General features: G+C 71.5%; 15 protein-coding genes. 7 read left to right on the top strand and 8 right to left on the bottom strand.

What is annotated here, in order from left to right:
* Positions 1–167: 167 nt before the first annotated feature.
* Positions 168–626 (bottom strand): SsgA family sporulation/cell division regulator, encoded by a 459-nt coding sequence (locus ACSMXX_RS19210; RefSeq protein WP_473179931.1) that lies wholly within the window; start codon positions 624–626, stop codon positions 168–170.
* Positions 627–1,445: 819 nt separating this feature from the next.
* On the opposite strand from ACSMXX_RS19210, the gene ACSMXX_RS19205 reads away from it, so the two are divergent.
* Both ACSMXX_RS19205 and ACSMXX_RS19200 read left to right on the top strand, forming a co-directional pair.
* A complete protein-coding gene (locus tag ACSMXX_RS19205) occupies positions 1,446–3,674 on the top strand; it encodes a HelD family protein (protein ID WP_473184858.1) in 2,229 nt (742 codons plus the stop codon).
* A 135-nt stretch (positions 3,675–3,809) separates the two neighbouring features.
* Entirely contained in the window at positions 3,810–5,372 is a 1,563-nt protein-coding gene (locus ACSMXX_RS19200; RefSeq protein WP_473179930.1) for a PepSY-associated TM helix domain-containing protein, read from the top strand.
* A 158-nt stretch (positions 5,373–5,530) separates the two neighbouring features.
* On the opposite strand, the gene ACSMXX_RS19195 is transcribed toward ACSMXX_RS19200, so the two are convergent.
* Positions 5,531–6,187: a sigma-70 family RNA polymerase sigma factor gene (locus ACSMXX_RS19195; protein WP_473179929.1), complete on the bottom strand. Its 657-nt coding sequence runs from the start codon at positions 6,185–6,187 to the stop codon at positions 5,531–5,533.
* A 49-nt stretch (positions 6,188–6,236) separates the two neighbouring features.
* Here ACSMXX_RS19195 and ACSMXX_RS19190 point away from each other — a divergent pair, with 49 nt between their 5' ends.
* The gene (locus ACSMXX_RS19190; protein ID WP_473179928.1) at positions 6,237–6,539 is read left to right on the top strand and encodes a zf-HC2 domain-containing protein; all 303 of its coding nucleotides are present in this window, start codon (positions 6,237–6,239) and stop codon (positions 6,537–6,539) included.
* Between the two features lie 198 nt (positions 6,540–6,737).
* Here ACSMXX_RS19190 and ACSMXX_RS19185 read toward each other — a convergent pair whose 3' ends face one another.
* On the bottom strand, positions 6,738–7,586 hold the full coding sequence (locus ACSMXX_RS19185) for a PE-PGRS family protein (RefSeq protein ID WP_473179927.1): 849 nt from the start codon (positions 7,584–7,586) through the stop codon (positions 6,738–6,740).
* Between the two features lie 279 nt (positions 7,587–7,865).
* On the opposite strand from ACSMXX_RS19185, the gene ACSMXX_RS19180 reads away from it, so the two are divergent.
* The 3 genes from ACSMXX_RS19180 (at position 7,866) to ACSMXX_RS19170 (ending at position 12,040) form a co-directional block, all read left to right on the top strand.
* Positions 7,866–8,639: an enoyl-CoA hydratase-related protein gene (locus ACSMXX_RS19180; protein WP_473179926.1), complete on the top strand. Its 774-nt coding sequence runs from the start codon at positions 7,866–7,868 to the stop codon at positions 8,637–8,639.
* A gap of 213 nt (positions 8,640–8,852) precedes the next feature.
* The gene (locus ACSMXX_RS19175; protein WP_473179925.1) at positions 8,853–10,208 is read left to right on the top strand and encodes an MFS transporter; all 1,356 of its coding nucleotides are present in this window, start codon (positions 8,853–8,855) and stop codon (positions 10,206–10,208) included.
* Positions 10,209–10,294: 86 nt separating this feature from the next.
* Positions 10,295–12,040 carry a thiamine pyrophosphate-binding protein gene (locus ACSMXX_RS19170; protein ID WP_473179924.1) on the top strand — a complete coding sequence of 582 codons (1,746 nt, stop codon included), beginning with the start codon at positions 10,295–10,297 and terminating at the stop codon, positions 12,038–12,040.
* 184 nt (positions 12,041–12,224) lie between these two features.
* On the opposite strand, the gene ACSMXX_RS19165 is transcribed toward ACSMXX_RS19170, so the two are convergent.
* Positions 12,225–13,727, bottom strand: a complete 1,503-nt coding sequence (locus tag ACSMXX_RS19165) for an FG-GAP repeat protein (protein WP_473179923.1) — start codon at positions 13,725–13,727, stop codon at positions 12,225–12,227.
* A 195-nt stretch (positions 13,728–13,922) separates the two neighbouring features.
* Positions 13,923–15,236, bottom strand: a complete 1,314-nt coding sequence (locus tag ACSMXX_RS19160) for an ABC transporter substrate-binding protein (RefSeq protein ID WP_473179922.1) — start codon at positions 15,234–15,236, stop codon at positions 13,923–13,925.
* 207 nt (positions 15,237–15,443) lie between these two features.
* On the opposite strand from ACSMXX_RS19160, the gene ACSMXX_RS19155 reads away from it, so the two are divergent.
* Complete coding sequence (locus ACSMXX_RS19155; RefSeq protein WP_473179921.1) at positions 15,444–16,007, top strand: snapalysin family zinc-dependent metalloprotease; 564 nt, start codon at positions 15,444–15,446, stop codon at positions 16,005–16,007.
* A 403-nt stretch (positions 16,008–16,410) separates the two neighbouring features.
* On the opposite strand, the gene ACSMXX_RS19150 is transcribed toward ACSMXX_RS19155, so the two are convergent.
* The 3 genes from ACSMXX_RS19150 to ACSMXX_RS19140 form a co-directional block, all read right to left on the bottom strand.
* The gene (locus ACSMXX_RS19150) at positions 16,411–17,496 is read right to left on the bottom strand and encodes a helix-turn-helix transcriptional regulator (protein ID WP_473179920.1); all 1,086 of its coding nucleotides are present in this window, start codon (positions 17,494–17,496) and stop codon (positions 16,411–16,413) included.
* Between the two features lie 20 nt (positions 17,497–17,516).
* The gene (locus tag ACSMXX_RS19145; protein WP_473179919.1) at positions 17,517–18,491 is read right to left on the bottom strand and encodes a helix-turn-helix domain-containing protein; all 975 of its coding nucleotides are present in this window, start codon (positions 18,489–18,491) and stop codon (positions 17,517–17,519) included.
* A 231-nt stretch (positions 18,492–18,722) separates the two neighbouring features.
* Positions 18,723–19,571, bottom strand: coding sequence for a helix-turn-helix domain-containing protein (locus tag ACSMXX_RS19140; protein WP_473179918.1), 849 nt, complete (start codon positions 19,569–19,571; stop codon positions 18,723–18,725).
* Position 19,572 lies beyond the last annotated feature (1 nt).

Here is a 19,572-nt window from a genome sequence, read left to right as displayed (position 1 = left end):
GGTCAGTCGCAGGCAGAGCCTCCGGCGACGAGAGGCATTCAGCCGATGGTGACCTGCGCCCGCTGCGGTGGAACGCAGCGGGGTGCCCGCTTCTGCTTCCGGTCCTTCGCCGGGGGACCGTCCTGCAGTCGCGGTTCCACCATGGTTCCGGCTGGATCGAGGACCTCCTAGAACCCCTGCAGCAGGTCCTTCACCAGGGTGTCGGTGTCAAGGAGGCGAGCCTCCTGCCCGGATGGGACGAACTGATGGGTGCGTTCCAGCCATTCGGCCAGCGGGGTTGCCGCGGTCTCCAACAGAGCGTCGCCGTCGGGAGAGCGCAGCCGCAGATTGATCTGCGTACGTCCGTGAGTCGGCCACACTCGCACGTCCCCACATCCGGCCGGACGCATCATTCCCGTCGTCAGCAGCTCGCGGGCGAAGACCCAGCGCACCGAACTCTGCGTGCACAGATGGAAGTCGAGCTGAACGGCGAAGGGGTCGGTGGTCCGGTAGGTGAAGCGAGCGCGCAGGGGTGTCGTGCACTCTGCAGAGAGCACCAGCCGGATTCCCAAGTCGCCTGTCACGCAGACCTCTTCAGGGCGCGCCAGTCCGCTGCCGTCGTTGCCGTCGTTGCTGGTGTTCTTCATCGGGCTCACATCCTCCTTCGACCTGCGCCCCGGCTGCCGCCGCTCTTGACCGTGCGGCTGCGTTGCGACAGACATGAACAGGTCGACGATGCGTCCCGGGCCCTGCGTCTTCTTCCGCGCGGGCTGTCTCTTTCCGTCCCGATGCACTTCAGTCCGTGGGCCGCAGAACTACGCCGCACGGCACGACATGGCAGAAGGGAAGGGAATCAGGACTTCCGGGACCTGGCGCACGACGGCAGTCAGCGCGTGCTGTCCAGGGCGGGGACGGACGCACGGCCCGGTCCGGCTTCCCGGGCCGCCGTCGTCGAAGCGAGGCAGCAACACCTGTGCCATCGGGCGTTCTTCGGACTGCCACCGAGGTCTGGAGCGACAGGCCGTCAGCATACTCCCGGAGTGGCCAGAAGTTGCCTCTCCGTAACGCAGCAATCACGGCTGTGCGGTAGGGAGAGCGGCGCACCGGGCACGCCATGCCGGCCAGTCCGGGATACGTCGTCGGGCATGGCGGAAGGCCGCTCTGATCCATCCACGATCGCCTGAGCCAAGCCGGCCAAGCGCAACTCGGCGTACATCGCCGCGCCGTCCCCGCACAGGACGGTGATTCCTCAGCGCTGACTCCTCAAAGCCGTGACTCTCAAAGCCGTAACTTTCAAAGTCGTAACTTTCATAGAAAGAGCCCCGGATGAATTGACATCCAGGGCTTGATGCTGAGTATATTCAATCCTTATGCCTTCACGCTCGCGTCCTTCAAAGAGGGAGGCATAAGGAGCAACTCACTAGAGGCACCATATCGCGTCGGGAGTGGAATTGTCAACCGAAGAAATGCGGCAGGAACAGCAATTCATCACCGGCCTCTACACCCGGCTCGATCAGCTCAGGGAGCAGGCCGAGCAGTCGGTGCGCGAGACGCTCGCGCAGGCCGGGAGCGGTTTTCAGGCCAGGCTTGAGCGGGATGTGCTGGTGGCGGAGCAGTCCGGGCTGCTCAGTGCGATCAACGCGGAGGAGAACGGGCTCTGTTTCGGACGCCTCGACTTCCGGGACGCCCGTACCCACCACATCGGGCGCATCGGAATTCGGCAGGACGACCCGTCCCGTACACCCCTGGTGATCGACTGGCGGGCAGAGGTGGCGCGTCCTTTCTATCTGGCCACGGGGCATTCCCCGATGGGCCTGCGGCGCAGACGGCACATCACCACCGAGGGACGCACCGTCACCGCGCTCCACGACGAACTGATGGACCTCAGCGACCCGACCCGTACCGGCCACGAGGGAGCGGACGGCGACGCGGTCCTGCTGGCCGCGCTCGACGCGGCCCGAACGGGCCGGATGCACGACATCGTCCGGACCATCCAGGCCGAGCAGGACCACATCATCCGGGCTCCCCACCAGGGCGTCATGGTCGTCGAGGGCGGCCCCGGCACCGGCAAGACCGTCGTCGCGCTGCACCGGGCGGCGTATCTGCTCTACGAGCACCGGGAACTGCTGGCCCGTCGGGCGGTGCTGATCGTCGGCCCCAATCCGGCCTTCCTCAGCTACATCAGCGAAGTGCTGCCGTCCCTGGGCGAGACCGGGGTGCTGCCGGCGACCATCGGCGAACTCTTCCCGGGTGTGCGCGCCACCGGCACCGACAGTCCGGCCGCCGCCGAGGTCAAGGGCCGGGCCGCGATGGCCGGCGTGCTGGCGAAGGCGCTGCGCGACCGGCAGACCGTGCCCGAGTGGGCGCGGGAGATCGACCACGACGACTACGGGACCCTCCAACTGGACCGGGCCATGGCCGAGGACGCGCGCTGGCGCGCCCGCGAGAGCGAGCTGCCCCACAACCTGGCCAGGCCCGTCTTCGCGTTCCACGTCATCGACGAGCTGACCGCGCAGCTCACCGAGCGGATCGGCGCCGACCCGTTCGGCGGCCCCAATCTGCTCGGGCCCGATGACATCGCACAGATGGGCAAGGAGATCGCGACGAGTCCGGAGGTCCACGCCGCCATCGACGAGCTGTGGCCGCAGCTCACCCCGCAGGAGTTCGTCGCGGACTTCCTCGCCGAACCGGTCCATCTGGACGAGGAGTCGGCCGAGTTGATCCGGCGGCAGGGCGGGGCGTGGACCCAGGCCGACGTACCGCTCCTCGACGAGGCCGCCGAACTGCTCGGCGAGGACGACAGTGCCGCCCGCGCCGCGGCCGAGGCCGAGCGTCAGGAGCAGATCGCCTACGCGGAGGGCGTGTTGGAGCTGTTCCGCGGCTCCGATTCGTACGAGTTCGAGGACGAGGAGTCCGAGGTCCTCGCGGCGCACGACATCATCGACGCCGAACGGATGGCCGAACGGCACGAGGAGGCCGACCGCCGCAGCGCGGCCGAGCGGGCGGCGGGCGACCGGACCTGGGCGTTCGGCCACATCGTCGTCGACGAGGCGCAGGAACTCTCGGCGATGGCCTGGCGGTTGCTGATGCGGCGCATTCCGACGCGCTCCATGACACTCGTCGGGGACCCGGCGCAGACGGCGGAGACGGCCGGGCTCGGTTCCTGGGAACGCATCCTGCAGCCGTACGTCGGCGACCGCTGGGAGCAGGTCAGGCTGGCGGTCAACTACCGTACTCCCGCCGAGATCATGGAGTTGGCGGCCGGGTTCCTGCGGGCACACGACCCGTCGTTCACTCCGCCCGAGTCGGTGCGGTCGACCGGGGTGCGGCCCTGGGCCCTGCGAGTCGCCGAGGGCGGTCTCGCTGCCGCCGTGGCGCGGGAGGCCGCGGCGGCGGCCCGTGGCGGAGGACGGGTCGCGGTCGTTGCCCCGCAGACGCTGCACGCCTCGCTCGTCGCGGAGCTGCCGGACGCGGAACACGGGCCCGACCCCGACCTCACCCGGGACGTGGTGCTGCTGGACGCCCGGCAGGCGAAGGGGCTGGAGTTCGACACGGTGCTGGTCGTGGAACCGGCCGAGTACGGGGTGAGTGATCTGTACGTCGCACTGACCCGTGCCACGCAGCACCTCGGCGTGCTGCACACCGGCGATCTGCCCGTCGCGCTCGGAGGGCTGGAGGAAGCGGAAGCCAACTGACCGTCCCCGCACCGTTCATGTGACCCACGCCACGAATCCGGCTGGGAACTGGCCGCCTGTCGCCCCCGACTTGGTGTCGGACGGCGAAACAGCGAGTCCCGTTCGAGTCCCGTTCGCCGCAGGTGGAGGTGGAGTATGAGTGAGCGACTGGCGGTCGGGCCGGATACGGACGGCGCCGATCCCGAGGCCGGTTCGGATTCCGATTCCGATTCCGATGAGCTGCTGCCCGGCGGTGGTTCGCCGGACGGGAACGCTCCTCCGGCCGCGCGGGCCGGGTCGGCCGTGCATGCCACGCAGGCCGACCTGGCCCGCACCGGATGGCGGGCGTTGCGGCCGCTGGTGATGCGTCTCCACTTCTATGCGGGCGTCTTCGTGGCCCCGCTGCTGTTGCTGGCGGCGGTGAGCGGGCTGCTCTACGCGGGTTCGTTCCAGGCCGAGAAGATCGTGTACGCCCATGAACTGCGCGTACCGGCAGGGGAGAAGAAGGTCTCGCTGGAGAAGCAGGTGGCCGCGGCCCGTTCGGCGCATCCCGAAGGCACCTTGAACGCGGTCCGTCCGTCGCCCGAAGCCGGCGCGACGACACGGGTCCTGCTCGACGTGCCCGGCCTGGGAGAGAGCCGCCGCCTCGCCGTGTTCGTCGACCCGTACACCGCAGAGGTGCGCGGCGCGCTGGAGGCGTACGGCAGTTCCGGAGCCCTCCCGCTGCGGACGTGGCTCGACGAGCTGCACCGGGGGCTGCACCTGGGAGATCCGGGCCGGATCTACAGCGAACTCGCCGCCAGCTGGCTCTGGGTCGTCACCGCCGGCGGTCTCGCGCTGTGGATCGGGCGGCGGCGCTCCGGCAGAAAGCTCAGGCGCACCGTCCTCCCGGAACGTGGCGCCACCGGTCGCCGCCGGACACTGTCGTTGCACGGATCGGTGGGGGTCTGGGCCGCCGCGGGTCTGTTCTTCCTCTCCGCCACCGGCCTGACCTGGTCGCAGTACACGGGAGAGAACATCACCCGGCTACGGGCCGCGATGTCCTGGGAGACGCCGGAGGTCGACGCCTCGCCGTCGCACCACGGCGGCCAGGGCGGCCAGGGCGGCCAGGGCGGCGGGCACGGCCAGCACGGGGGGAGCGGTCAGCACGGCGGTAACGGCGGAGGCGTGGGAGTCGACCGCGTACGTCAGGCGGCTTCGGAGAAGGGCCTGTCCGACCCGGTCGAGGTCACCGCCCCCGCGGAGCCGGGTGCGGCCTGGACCGTGAAACAGATCAAGACCTCGTGGCCGGAGAAGCAGGACGCGGTGGCTGTGGACGGGGCGACGGGCGAGGTCACGGAGGTTCTGCGGTTCGACGACTGGCCGCCGGCAGCCAAGTTGAGCCGGTGGGGCATCGACGCCCACATGGGGCTCCTGTTCGGCATCGTCAACCAGATCGTGCTGGCAGCCCTCATGATCGCTGCGATCTGCCTGATCCTCTGGGGGTACAGGATGTGGTGGCTGCGACGGCCGACGGACGGCAGCCGGGCCATGGGACGGCCGCCCCGGCGCGGAAGCCTGCGCGACGTGCCGTTCAAAGTCCTCGCCCCCCTGGTGCTGTTGACCGCCGCGGTGGGCTACTTCCTGCCGCTGCTGGGCATTTCACTGCTGGTCTTCCTGGCGGTGGACACGGTCGTCGGCGTCCTGCGCCGCAAGTCGTCCGCGGAGTCCGTACGTTGAGCGCCGCGGCCGTCGCAGCACACTGACCACGGCGCGCCCAGTAGGGCCGAGGTGAGCGGGTGACCGGGTGACCGGGCGCCGCCCGGCGTGATGGGCGTCTGTGCGGCGGTGGTCCCCCGGGTACGTGCACACGCCCCGGGAGACCACCCGCCGTACCGTTACGCCGCGGATCCGGCCAGGGCGGCCCTGCCGTCCCCCGCTCCCGGGCTCTCCGCCGCACCCGTTCCCGGAGCCCCCCGGTCCTCCCCGGCCGCGCGGTCCTGCTCCTCCCCCTCCGCCAGCAGGGAGATGAGGGACTCGCGTGCCCGGGCGACCCGGGACCGTACGGTGCCCACCGGGCAGCCGATGACCGCGGCAGCCTGGGCATAAGGCAGCCCGAGCAGTTGCGTGAGGACGAACGCCTCACGCCGCGACGCACCGATCAGCGCCAGCAGTTCGCTCAGCGCCACCCCTTCCTCGAACCCCGGCAGGCCGCGCGGCTGGGTCCGCTCCACCGCCGTCTGCCAGTCGTCCGTGTCGGCCTGCCGCGGACGGCAGGCACTGGTCCGGATCCGGTCGGCCACCGTCCTGCGGGCGATGGTCAGCAGCCACGTACGGGCCGAGGACCTTCCCTCGAAACCCGGGAGGCTGCGCAGCGCACGCAGATACGTGTCCTGCACGAGGTCGTCGGCCGCCTGCACGTCTCCGCTCAGGTGCGTCACGTACCGGCGCACGTCGAGTTGCGTCGCACGTACGAACTCTTGCGCCGCGTCCTCGTCTCCGGCGCGGGCGGCCAGCGCCCACCCGGTCGCCTCCGCGTCTGCCTCCTCACGCATTCCGCTTCCCCCCACGCCGGCCGTCACGGGGATCGGGGAGGATGGAAGCATGCACTGCTCCCGAGCCCGCACCGCGCTCTCCGCCCGGCTCGACCAGGAGGCGCTGCCTCCCGGCGTCACGGAGCGAAGGCTCGCGGAGCATCTCACCGGCTGCCCTGACTGCCGCCGATGGCAGGACCGGGCCGAGCAGTTGGGACGTATGCATGCGGACGGGGCCGACTCGTGCGCGGAGCCGGCGGAGCGCCTCATGGAACGGCTGCGGCACGCCGAAGGCCCTTCCGGCCCCGAAGAGCGCGGCGGGTCCGGCCCCGAAGAGCGCGGAACGGGCGGCTCCGGTAGACACGCCTGCTGAGCGGAGACGGCCCGCTCTTGTTGTCGGTGGTCGCGCGGCAGGTGCGGACCGCACCCGTACGCGAACAGGAGTCATCGTCATCTGGAGTCCTTCGCGTCGTCCGGCCGCCGGCGTACGGCGAACCGGTGAAGTCGCGCTCCGGCGCGGCCGTTCGGGAAAGACCGACGTCGTCGCCGGAGGCGCAGGGCCGTGCTGCCGTCAGACAGCGCGACCGCGCGGCGGACCTCTCAGCCAGATGACATGACTGAGGAACAGCTTCCGCGGCGTACGGGGACGCTCCCGCGACCCCGCGCGCAGCACGGGCGCCGGAGCCGGCAGCACCGCGTCGCCGACGGACACGAGCGGCGCGAACAGGCGGACCGACGCCGCCCGTACGGCGCGGAAGACGGCACGCTCTCCGCCCCACAGCCACCACGCGCTGAGCAGCGCCACCAGAAGGTGGGCCGCGAGCATCCCCGACGTACCGCCCGGCATCCCGGCGTGCGTCAACCCGTCCATGCTCCCCGCGGGGTCGGGCATCGCCGCGGCCGTGTCCTGCGGGTGATGGGCGTGCCCGGCCGCGGGACCCATGCTCGTGGAACCCATGCCCGCGGAACCCATGTCCGCGGAACCCATGTCCGCGGAATGTGCATGGTGCTCCGTGCCACCGCCGTGCATTGAGTGCGAAGAACCGTGGCCCTGGGGGGAGTTGCGCTCCGGGTGGCCGGCACGGCCGGGAAGCCCGGGGTGCCCCAGCAGCGCCGCCGCCCACCGGCCGGCGAGCGATTCGCCGCTGCCGCCGACGGGGCTCGCGACCGCCTGCCCCAGCGAGAAGACACAGTGCAGCAGCGCCTGCGTACCGACCGTCAACGAGCCGACCAGGATGGGGCCGCGCTCGCGGTCGGCGAGGGACCACCCCAGGAGCGCCGCCCCCAGCCAGGCGAGCAGCAGCATCCAGGCGGGCACGGAACGGCCCGACATGAGGGTGTGTCCCACGGAGGCGAGCAGCACACAGACCGCCGCGAACGCGCCCGCTCGCAGTGCCCTGAGAACGCTTCCCACATGCATGACCTGGCCATCGTCGCACCCAGGTCGGGCGACGGGGCCCGAGGGGCGGAAAGCACTCACTTCTGAACAGTGCCCGGCCGAGGCGTCGTTCGGAACCGCTGATCTGCCTGAAACGGAGCCGCCCGGAGCCGGAGCCGGTCGGAGCGGGAGCCGTTCGGAGCCGGAGCCGGAGCCGCTCGAAGCGGGAGGCGGTCGGGCCCCGGAGCGGCCGTTTCGGCGAGCGCAGGGCCGAGGGCGACGGCGCCGCCGGGCCGGGGTACGGCGGGATACGGTGGAAGGGTGGCTGACTACGAGCACATCCTGGTGAAGCGCGACGACGGCACCGTGACGATCACGATGAACCGCGCCAGGCGCCGGAACTCGCTGACCGCCGGACACCTCAGCGAGCTGCGCGACGCGTTCGCCGAGGCCGGCGAGAGCGACGCGACCGGAATCGTGCTGGCCGCGGACGGTCCGGCCTTCTCCGCGGGCCACGACTTCGGCGACGTCTCCTCCCGGGATCTGCTCGGCGTCCGCGAGCTGCTGCAGCTGTGCACCGAGCTGATGAACACCGTCCAGTCGGTGCCGCAGGTCGTGGTCGCCCGGGTGCACGGGCTGGCCACCGCCGCCGGCTGCCAGCTCGTCGCCTCCTGCGACCTGGCGGTGGCCGCTGAGTCCGCCGGTTTCGCGCTGCCCGGAGGCAAGGGCGGCTGGTTCTGCCACACACCGGCCGTGCCTGTGGCCCGCTCCATCGGCAGGAAGCGGCTGATGGAGATGGCCCTTACGGGCGACGCGATCGACGCGGCGACAGCGGAGCGCTGGGGCCTGGTGAACCGAATGGTGCCCGACGACGAACTCGACGACGCCGTAGCCGAGTTGCTGGCGCGGGCCACGCGGGGCAGCCGGGCGAGCAAGGCGCTCGGCAAGCAGACCCTCTACGCCCAGCTGGACCGGCCCGAAGCCGACGCCTATCAGCTGGCGCTCGAGGTGATGGCCTCGGCCTCCCAGCTGCCCGGAGCCCGAGAGGGCATGGCGGCGTTCCTGGAGAAGCGCCGGCCGGACTGGCCCGACTGACCACAGCCGGGCACGACCAGGCCGGACACGACCGGGCTGGGCAGGCCCGCGGAAGGCAGCGTGCGCGGGTGTCCGGCGGGCTCAGAGTCTTCCGCCCCATTGCCCGGCGTGGTTTCCTGTGGGCCCCCACGAGCCTCACCAGGGCCTGCACCGGCCATGCCTCCCCAAACGCGCGCCGTACGGAGCGCACGTACCGCTCCAGTCGGAGATCGCATGACTTCTGACCCGGCTCCCGCCGAATCCGCAGAACCCGCAGAACCCGCAGAATCCTCCCCCGCCGAACCCGAACCCGAACCCCAGCCCGCCGCCCGTACCGGCTCCAGAGCCCTTGTCGTCGCCCTGTGCTGCGCGACGATCATCATCGACGGCTACGACCTGATCGTGTACGGCACCGTCGTGCCCAGCCTCCTGGACGGCTCGGCCGAGTGGAAGCTGTCCGAGGCCGAGACCGGACGCATCGGCGCCTACGCGCTCGTCGGCATGCTCTTCGGCGCCATGATGACCGGCACGGTCACCGACCTCGTGGGCCGCCGGCGCATCATGCTCGGCTGCGTCACCTGGTTCACGGCGGCCATGGCGCTGGCGGCGATCGCACCGACGCCGGGCTTCTTCGGTTTCGCACGGTTCCTGGCCGGTCTCGGGCTCGGCGGCGTCGTACCCACCGCCATCGCGCTGACCATCGAGTACGCACACCCGCGGCACCGCAGCCGCACCAACGGCCTGATGTTCTCCGGCTATTCGGTCGGCGGCATCCTGGCCGCGCTCACGGCGATCGTCGTGATCCCGCAGCTGGGCTGGCGCGCGATGTTCTGGGTCGGGGTCGTGCTGGGCGTCGTACTCCTGCCGGTCGCGTGGCGGCTGCTGCCCGAGTCGGCGAGCTTCCTGCTCGCACGGGGCCGCAGGGAAGAGGCCGAGAGCCTCGCCGGCCGCTACGGTCTGACCCTGGAGGAGCCGCCGCCCGCCCAGGACAGCGCGCCTCGCGGACTGGCCACGCTGAAGGCCCTGTTCGTCCCGCGCTATGTGGCGGGCACCCTGCTGTTCTGGGTCGGTACCGGTGTGGGGCTGCTGCTCGTGTACGGCCTCAACACGTGGCTCGCGCAGATCATGCGGGAGGCCGGCTATCCGCTGGGGTCGGCCCTGGCCTTCCTGCTCGTGCTCAATCTGGGCGCCATCGTCGGTACGCCGCTGTTCGGCGCGCTCGCCGACCGCGTCGGGTCCAAGCCGGTCACGCTGGGCATGTTCCTCGGCGCCGCGGTGTGCATCTTCCTGCTGAGCTTCGAACTGCCGAGCTTCCTGCTGTTCGTACTGGTGGGCATCGCGGGTGCCTGCACGATCGGGACGACGATCCTGGTGAACGCCTACACGGCGAACTTCTACCCGGCCCACATGCGGGCCACCGGTCTCGGCTGGGCACTCGGCGTGGGGCGGCTGGGCGCCATCCTCGGGCCGATCTACGGTGCCTTCATCCTCGCCTCGGGGTGGGGACTGGACGCGAACTTCTACGCGTTCGCGGCGCCGGCCTTGCTGGGAGCGGCGTCCATGCTGCTGATCCCCGCGATGCGCAAGTAAGCCGGGATCAAGATGCGCGAGTAGGCCGGGATCAAAGGGGCGCCGCTGGGTTGTACGGGCGTTCCGAAGAGAGGAGAGATGCGCTGGTGATCGTCGCGGAGGCCGTGGGCCGTACGCTCGTCCGGCTCGGTGCCGACAGGGCGTTCGGCGTGGTGGGCAGCGGCAATTTCCACGTCACCGGTGCCATGGTCGCCGCGGGCGCCGGGTACGTCGCGGCGAGGCACGAGAACGGCGCCGCGGTCATGGCCGACGCGTACGCGAGGGTCTCCGGCAAGCTCGGTGTCGTCTCGGTGCATCAGGGCTGCGGCCTGACCAACGCGCTGACCGGCATCACCGAAGCGGCCAAGAGCCGTACCCCGCTGATCGTCCTGGCCGCCGACACCCCGGCGGCGGACCTGCGCTCCAACTTCCGTGTGGACCAGGACGCGTTGGCACACGCCGTGGGCGCGCGGGCGGAACGGGTGCACGGCCCGGAAACGGCCGTCGCCGACACGGTACGGGCCTGCCGGCTGGCGGTCTCGGGGCGGCGCACGGTGGTGCTGAACCTCCCGATCGACGTGCAGGGCCTGCGAGTTCCCCTGCCGCTGCCGGAACCCGAACCGCCCCGGCTTCACCAGCCGGCCCCCGCGGCGGAGGCGGTGGCAGAGCTCGGCGAACTGCTCGTGCGGTCGCGCCGTCCCGTCTTCATCGCCGGACGCGGCGCACTCGGCGGGCCGGGGCCTTCGGCCGGGAAAAAGCCCAACGGGGGAACGCCTGCCGGGGAACAGCCCGCCGGGAAAAGGCCCGCAGCGGAGGCCCTGCGCGAACTCGGCGCCGCCACCGGTGCGTTGCTCGCGACATCGGCCGTCGCGCGCGGTCTGTTCAACGGCGACCCGTGGTCAGTGGACGTCTCGGGCGGCTTCTCCTCACCACTGGCAGCCGAACTGATCTCGGGCGCCGACCTCGTCGTGGGCTGGGGATGCGCGCTCAACAAGTGGACGACGCGCCACGGTTCGCTGATCGCGGCGGACGCGTCCTTGGTGCAGGTGGACGTCGACGCCGAGGCGATCGGGGCACACCGTCCCGTCGACCTCGGCGTCGTGGGCGACACGGCGGCGACAGCCTCGGCGGTGACGGCGTACCTCGCCGGCGGCGGACGGCCGCCTGCGGAGGACCCGCCGCCGGACGGCCGACGCGGCTACCGCTCCGAGAGGCTGCGGGCACGCATCGAGAGTGAACTGGCCTGGAACACCGTGCCGTACACGGACGATTCGACGGACGAGAACATCGATCCGCGCACCCTGTCCGTCCGGCTCGACAGACTGCTGCCCCGCGAGCGCGTACTCGCCGTCGACTCCGGCAACTTCATGGGCTATCCGGCCATGTTCCTCTCGGTACCGGACGAGCGGGGCTTCTGCTTCACGCAGGCTTTCCAGTCGATCGGGCTCGGCCTGGCCACCGCGATCGGTGCAGCCCTTGCCGTGCCGGACCGGCTTCCGGTGGCCGCGCTCGGCGACGGCGGTGCGCTCATGGGCGTATCGGAGCTGGAGACGGTCGTCAGGCTGGGTCTGCCGATGGCGGTCGTCGTCTACAACGACCGTGCGTACGGCGCCGAGGTGCACCACTTCGCCGGTGACGGTGCCGACTTGAGCACCGTGACCTTCCCCGACACCGACATCGCCGCCCTCGCCCAAGGGCTCGGCTACACCGCCGTCACGGTGCGCGGGGAGCACGACCTGGAGGCCGTCGCCGCATGGGTGGACGGACCGCGAAACACTCCGCTGCTGGTCGACGCCAAGATCACATCGACGGAGGGCTCCTGGTGGCTGAAGGAAGCCTTCCGCGCACACTGACGGGGCACTGACCCGCACGCCGGCCGGGACGGCGCTGCGTTATCCGGGGCTCGATATCACGCCGTGGCGCGAACCTCGCTGATCCCGTTCCCCTCCGGGTCCGTGATCCCGGCGATCACGGACCCGGCCTCGTACAGGCGTTGGGGGGTCAGGTGTTGGGGGTCAGGCGTCGGCTGTCGGTCCGCTATTCGTCGATCGCCGCGCCGAACTGCGCGTCGGCCGCCGGTGCCCCGAGACGTGCTCCGCCGTAGGTCCACGTGCCGCTCGCGGACAGCCCCGACGACGACGCGGGGAGGACCCATACGAAGCCGTCGGCCGTGTTCTCGCCCGGTGCCGCCGCCAACAGGCCGAAGAGGGCGTCCTTGTTGGCGTCGATCAGCCGCACCTGGCCGCCCCAGCGGTCCGAGGCCTCCGCAACGCCGGGGATGCCGGGGCTGTTCTGGTCGAAGCTGCGTGCTCCGGTCGCCGTCAGCCCGCCCGGTGCGCCGCGCAGCGCCCAGACCGCACCCGCGTCGGAGACGGAGCCGATGTCCTCGCCGGGAGCGCCGATGGCGAGGTCGGGGCGGCCGTCGCCGTTGGTGTCGCCGGAGGACATCTCGGCGCCCCACAGGTCGCCGGCCTCGGCCTTGCCGGGGACGCCCGGGGAGTCCTGCGTCCACGTCTGCGCCGCGTCCCGGCCGAGGCCGGAGAGGTCGCCCTGCCCCAGGTAGACGGAGACCGATCCGCCGAGGGCCGATCCGGCGCCCGTGTCGCCGATGGCCAGGTCGTCCTGGCCGTCGTGGTTGAAGTCGCTGGAGAGGGCCGCGGGGCCGCCCTCGAACGTGCCGCCGTCGCCCAGCTCGTCGATGTCGGCGGCTCCGTGCAGCACCTGGGTGGCACCGACGCCCGGCTGGTCGCCGGTGGTCACTCCGGAGACCGCCAGGTCCGCCCAGGGGTCCTCGTTGTAGTTGCCGTGGGTGAGGCTACGGAGGGCGAAGCCGGTGTCCGCCGGGGAGATGTCCAGGGCCTGGGGTCCGTTGCCCGCCGGCTTCAGCTGCCCGGCCGCCGCTCCCGGCGGCGCGGTGAAGAACAGCAGCGTGTCGTTCTCCAGTACGGCGATGCTGTCGCGCAGGCCGGCGTCCGGGTCCGCCGGGTCCGGCGAGAAGTACCGGGCCGCTTCGATCGCCCGCCCGAAGTTCGCGCCGGCCCGCGGCTGTTCGGCGTTCTCCAGCCAGGTGGTGTCGGTGCCGTGCAACCCGGTCGGGGAGCCCCAGAAGACGGTGGCGCCGCCCGCGTCGGACAGCCCCGCCAGGTCCTCGCCGGGGATGCCGACGATCGCGTCGTCGTAGCCGTCGTTGTCCAGGTCGCCGGAGGCCACGGCGCGCCCGAAGCCGTCGCCGGCCTCGGCGCCGCCCGGGACGCCCGAGGTGTTCTGGTTGAGTACGCGCTTGTCGGTGGTGCTGAGACCGCTCGACGAGCTGTACTGCACGGTGACGTAGCCGGCGCCCCGCGCGCCGCTCACCGTGGCGCCCGGGGCGCCGGTCAGCACGTCGTCGAAACCGTTGCCGTCGTAGTCGCAGTTGCGCTGCTGCCAGCCGATGGACGGGAAGGGCACGGCGGCCTGTGCGGCGGGCGCCGCCAGCACGGCGCCGCCACCTGCGGTGAGGAGTGCTGTGGCCGTGAGGGCCACGCTTCTGAGGTAACGCACAGGAGAACCTCCTTGGTCTCCCAGGCCGCGTATCGCGTCCTGCTTCAGCCACCGGTGGGCCGGCCGACGCCTGTCGGGTGGTGCGGCGAGTGGAATGCCGTGGCCGCAAATGCACCTGATGCCCGTATTGCTGTCGACTAGGAGACATCCGAGGTTCGTTCAGGGTTGTACGCGTCCGCGGACACCCCTGAACCGTCAGGATGCCGGAGACCCTCGCTCCAGTGTCTTCTGGACGTCCACGAAGCCGTCGTGCACCTTCGTCAGCCGGCCGTTCCGGACCCGCTGGTAGGTCACCATCGTGTTCACGATGCGCGGGAAGTCACGCGCGGCGAGCATGTTGTCGTAGTTCCAGTTCAGCTTCGGCGTCAGGCCGCCCGTATCGATCGGGCTGCCCGTGTCCAGCGCACCCCGCACGGACTTGGCGGTGACCTCCTCGCCCTCGTCCATGGACTCCAGCACCTGTTTCAGCACCGTGTAGGCGATCCACGTCGTCTGTACGCCCGGGTCCGAGCCGTCCACGCGGTTGTCGCCGAAGGCGTGCTCCTGGATGACGTGCTTCATCGGGTTCCAGCGGGGGTCGCCGTCGGCGGGATACCAGCCCGTCGCGAACGCGCCCTCCAGCGGGCTCCGTGATCCGCCCGTCTGGTTCACGAGGGACTGCCGCACGCTGCCGAGCACGGACGCCGTCCGCACGGGTGGGCTGTCCTTCTGCATGTGCCTGAACGAATCGAAGAAGATGTTCGTCCGTCCGCCCAGGACGGCCGTGACACACGGCCCGTTCGCGCCGACGCCGTCGGCTGCCGCGCCGACCGTCCCGCCGCCGTAAGTGTTCGCCCCGGCCAGGGCCTTGCGTGCGTGGGGTCCGTACGCAGTGGCGTCCTCCGGCGCCCGTACGTCCGTGACCGGCCCGGCGCCGCCTTCCGCGAGGCCGGCGTTGATCAGCCTGGGGAGCTGGTCGCCCACGGTGGTGTCGGGCCGTACCAGCGAGACGTGCGAGCAGTCGCCGGCGGCCAGTTGGCGGCCGTTCCCCGCGACGAGCGCGGGCAGTCCGCCGTTGACGGGGTAGGAGAACGGGCTGCTGAACTCCTGGTCCGCGACGCCGTAGCCGCCGATGTACGGGATGCCGGCGCTCTCCAGGGCCGGCATGAAGGAGCGGCCGTGCTGGCTGTACGAACCGACGACCGCGACGGCGCCTTCCCTCTTGGCGCGTGCACCACAACGGGCGGCTCGGACGGTGTCGTTGTGGTCGTTGCACGTCAGCACCCGGAGCCGGCGACCGTTGATGCCGCCTTCCGCATTGACCCAGCGCGCGTACGCCTGCGCTATCGCGGGCATGCCGGGCATGTTCGTCGCTTCGGTGCCCTCCGGCGCCCAAGTCATCACGGTGACCGTGTCGTCGTCGGCGCCGGCTACGGAAGAGACCGCCCCGCAGCCCGCCAGCAGCGCGGTGCAGGCGGTGACGGAGACGGCGGTGGCCAGAAGTGCGGTACGACGACGCCTTGCAGACATAAGGCGAACGCTGCCGTGCGCCAACCAACGGGAGAGCCACAGAAACCCAACCTTCCGTGACGGAAGTGTGAATACCCCCTCATGCCGACGAGGGTGCGCCTGAGAATCCGGCGCCGAGTCGGGTCCCGCAGGAGTCCGCCGCGCTATACAGGGCATGAACACGCCAACACGCAACACCTGAGCTCTGTCCCCCACCAGGAGGCTGATGTGTTGATCCGTAATGCCGCACGTGCGGCAATCGTCGGGGCGCTGGCCGCCCTGACTCTGTTCAGCGGCCAGGCAGTCGCCACCTCGGCGGAAGCACCCCGGAACACCGCGGCGCCCAAGGTCCTCACCTACGACGCCGCCGAGTCCGCCGAGTTCGCCGAGGCGGTCGACAGCGGCGTGAAGGTATGGAACGACAGCGTCGCCGGCGTCCGCCTCGAACCGGCCGAGGCCGGCGAGGAGGCCAATGTCCGGATCGTCGCCGACGACGGCTGGCCGCGCGCCGTCACCACCAGCCTCGGCAACGGCACCGTCTACATGGGCCGCGAGGCGGTGCAGCAGGGCTACGACACCACCCGCATCGCCTCGCACGAACTGGGGCACATCCTCGGTCTGCCCGACGTCAAGCCGGGTCCGTGCTCCAGCCTGATGTCCGGGTCCAGCGCCGGGCCCTCCTGCACCAACCCCAACCCCGACGCGGCGGAGAAGGCCGAGGTCGAGGAGAACTTCGCCGAAGGCTTCGCGGGCGCGGCGGACAACCGGCGGACCCTGGTCTTCCAGGACTGACCGCCCGAGGGGTGTCCGATGGGGCCACTACGGCCCGATGGCTCCACGGCCCCTTGGCCGCACAGCCCCTTGGCCAATGGGCCTGGCCCGACTGCCCGGTGGCCCGCGCGTTCCGCGGGTCACCGGGCAGTCGCCCGCCGGGGGCGAGGGGGTGTCGTCGAAGTAGCGTCGTCCGCCCGTTAGGGCGGGGGCCGCGGGGTCTGGTGCGTGCGATCGCAAGGCGGAGGGTGGGGGTACCACCCGGGCCGGCAGGCCCAGGGGGCGAGAGCGCAGCGGGCTGCGCCGACGACCGACAACGCTGGGGGCACCTCCCACGAAGTGGGGGAGAGCGTGCGTGCCAGACCCCGCGGCCCTGGGGGCACCTCCCAGACGGAGTCTGGGGGAGGGACTTTGACGACACCCCCTAGGTCACGGTCGCGAGGGTGTCGTCCGGGCTGACGCCGAAGGTGTCGTGGTAATGGGCGGCGAAGTTGGACGGCCTGGCGAATCCCCAGCGCGCCGCGACCGCCGCCACCGTCGCGTCTGCACCGGCATCGGGGCCGGCCTCGGCACCGGGGCCTGCACCGGCACCGGCGTCGGCACCGGCGTCGGCGTCGGCGTCGGCGTCGGCGTCGGCGTCGGCGTCGAGAAGGTCGAAGTGCGCACGGTCCAGACGGACGCGCCTCAGGCAGCCGAAGACGCCGGTGTCGTGGTGCCGGGCGAAGGCCGTATGCAGCGCCCGGGGCGAGACACGGGCCGCCTCCGCGATGTCGGCGAGGCCGATGTCGATGTGCGCGTTGTGCTCGATGAACGAGACCGCCCTGCACACGGCGGCGGCCGTGGCGTCGCCGCCGTCCGCCGAAGTGGGCTCGGGACCCCCGGTGTTGGGGAAGGTGGCCAGCGCGCTCGCCGCGAGGGTACGGGCCACGTTGCCGACCGCGAGCGGTTCACGCATCGCCTCGGGGGTGCCGGAGAGGACGCCCCGCACATCCTCGACCGTGTCCCGCCAGTGCGCGGCGAGGCCGGCAGAGGCGGGCGTCATGCCGGTGAAGCGGAGCGAGGAGGCCGGCTGGTCGCCCGTGAAACCGGCGGCCTGCTCAAGGAGCGGCTGATCGAGCACGACTGAGCCGAAGTGCAGGTTGTGCGCCCGAGCGGTGAACGGCCGGTCCGGCGGGGCGATGACGGCGATGTCCCCGGGCCTGACGCGTTCGCTGCCGCCCTCCCAGCGGTGCTCGACCCAGCCCGTCCTCGGCTGTACGACCGCGAGGCGCTCCAGCGGGTCGACGTCGTAGCCGGTCTCCATGGAGAGCGTCACGTCGTCCACCCAGAACGAGCCGAAGTCGTAACGGGCGTGCCTGACGAGCTGGTTCTCCTCCATGCCCTTCATTCGCAGGGAGGAACCGTAGGCGGCATCCATGAAATCCCGGCCCGCGTCCAGGTCGGTCGTCTCGAACACGTTCCGCTGCAACGCGTCGCCCTCTGGGTTCGTATCGACGGTTGTGATGGCCATAGGCTTCTCGCACCGAGGGGTCAGGTCTGCAGGGTGTGACCGGGCGGCTGTCCGTACACATCGTGGTAGTGGGCGGCGAAGGCACCGGGCTCGGGGAATCCCCAGCGGGTGGCGATGCCGGCGACGGTCGCCCCGCCGGTGGGGTCGGTGGCCTGGAGTTCGCGATGGGCACGCTCCAAGCGCACACGGCGCAGATAGCCGAGTGGCGTTGTGCCTTGGTGCCGTACGAAGGCCGCCTGCAGGGCCGAGGGCGAGGTCGATGCTGCGGCCGCGATGTCGGCCGTCGTGAGGGGCCGGTCTGCGTGGGCGTCGACGAACTCGACCGCGCGGCGCACGGCGGACGGTGAGGCCTGGCCGGGCCCCGGCCGGTAGTCGGCGGTCATGGTGGTGTTCGGGAACGTCCGCACCGCCGCCGCGCCGAGGAGATCGACCATCTCGTCTCTGACCAGCGGGGATGAGAGCGGGCTGTCGGGCATCTCCAGTTGGTGGCTGACGAAGCCGACCGTGGAACGCCAGAATCTGTCCATCTGCGCCGAGACCGGCAGCGTGCCGAGGAAGTGCAGCCTGCCGCCCGCGTGGTGTTCGGCGGCCGCCCGTTCCGCGGCGTCGGCGGACACCGAGAGGATCTCCGCCCGCAGACGGTTCCAGCTGAGCCGGACCGGGACTCCCGAGGGGTAGAGCGCGGTGCCGCCGACGGAGAGCTGCGCCTCCTGGTCACCCGACGTGACCGAGAAGCTGCCTCCGGTGATGAAGATGAACGACAGGTCGTCGATGACGTCAACGTCGGCGGTCGTGTTGTTCGAATGCACAAGGTGGTCCAGGCTCACGCCGCGGGCGCTCGTACGGCAGAAGCGGAAGGTGAAGTCCTCGGCCGGCGCAGTCCGCTGCCGGCAGTCGCAGTACGCGTTCTTGGTCACGGACGCGGCGACTGCGGGATCCGATGTGCTGAACTCGAAGCGCTCCACCGGACGGCGGCGCTCAGTGTCGACCGTCATGATCCCCTCCACCACAGCGGGTGGTCAGGCTGCGAGAAACTCTCTTCCGACCGTACTCCTCGCGCATGGCGTGACGGCCGCTGTACGGGGTGCGGGGTCCCCGCGGGGCGGGAGCCGTGGCCGAGGCCCGCGGACCGGGGCCGGGAGCCTCGGTCCAGGGGCCAGGCCCGGGGCCGGGGTGGCGCGCGCTTGGAGGCGGCAACGGCCGGGTGCCCGGGTTGGCCGCTGCCGTCAGGGCGTGGCACTGGTGGCCAGGCCCAGCCGGTGGGAGAGCCGCCGCAGCGCGGGTGATCCCGCGGGTCCCGTGCCAGGCGCGAAGGCGGACCGGTACGAGCGGGGTGAGCGGCCGTACGCGGCACGGAACCGCCGGGAGAAGTGAAGAGGGTCGGTGAAGCCGCACTCCCGCCCGGCCTGTGTCACCGACAGATTGCTGCGGGAGAGCAGCAGCCCCGCCCTCTCCAGACGTACCGCCTCCAGAGCGGCCACCGGAGTCAGCCCGAAGGCCGCTCTGAACTGCCGCGCGAGGTGGGCGTTGGACACCGCGGCGGCGGTGGCCAGTTCGCCCAGCGGGATCGCCCGCATCTGCGCACTCCACACCTGGCGCACATGTGCCAGGGCGGCGGCCACGGCGGGCGGTTCGGGCGGTGGCGCGGGCCCCGGCAGCGGTCCGGCCGTGAACAGGTCCAGCAGCAGGGCCAGCACGTCCTCCGTACGCCTGCGCCAGTCCGGCGAGGGCTCCTCGGCCAGCCAGAGCAGATATTCCAGCAGCCCGGCGGTGGGTGCGGGCGGGGCCAGCGGGCGGACCACGGGTTCGCGTACCGGCGAGTCGGCGGTGAAGTGCACATACCCGTGCCGGGTCGGTACGTCCGGGCTCCAGTGGAACGCGTCGTACGTGCCCGGCGGTATCAGCAGCGCCTCGCCCGGGGTGAGCGGCCGCTCCCGGCCCGCTTCCGGCTCCAGCCAGCGCGCGGACCCGGTGAGAAGCCAGACGAACTCGAAGTCCGCCGTCCGGCGCGGGCCGAAGGTCGCCCCCGGCGGATAGTCGGCCAGCGCCGGATCCTTCGCCACGGAACAGGTCACG

The organism is Streptomyces sp. DSM 116795 (assembly GCF_055792905.1).
This window is presented reverse-complemented; position numbering and strand designations above follow the sequence as displayed.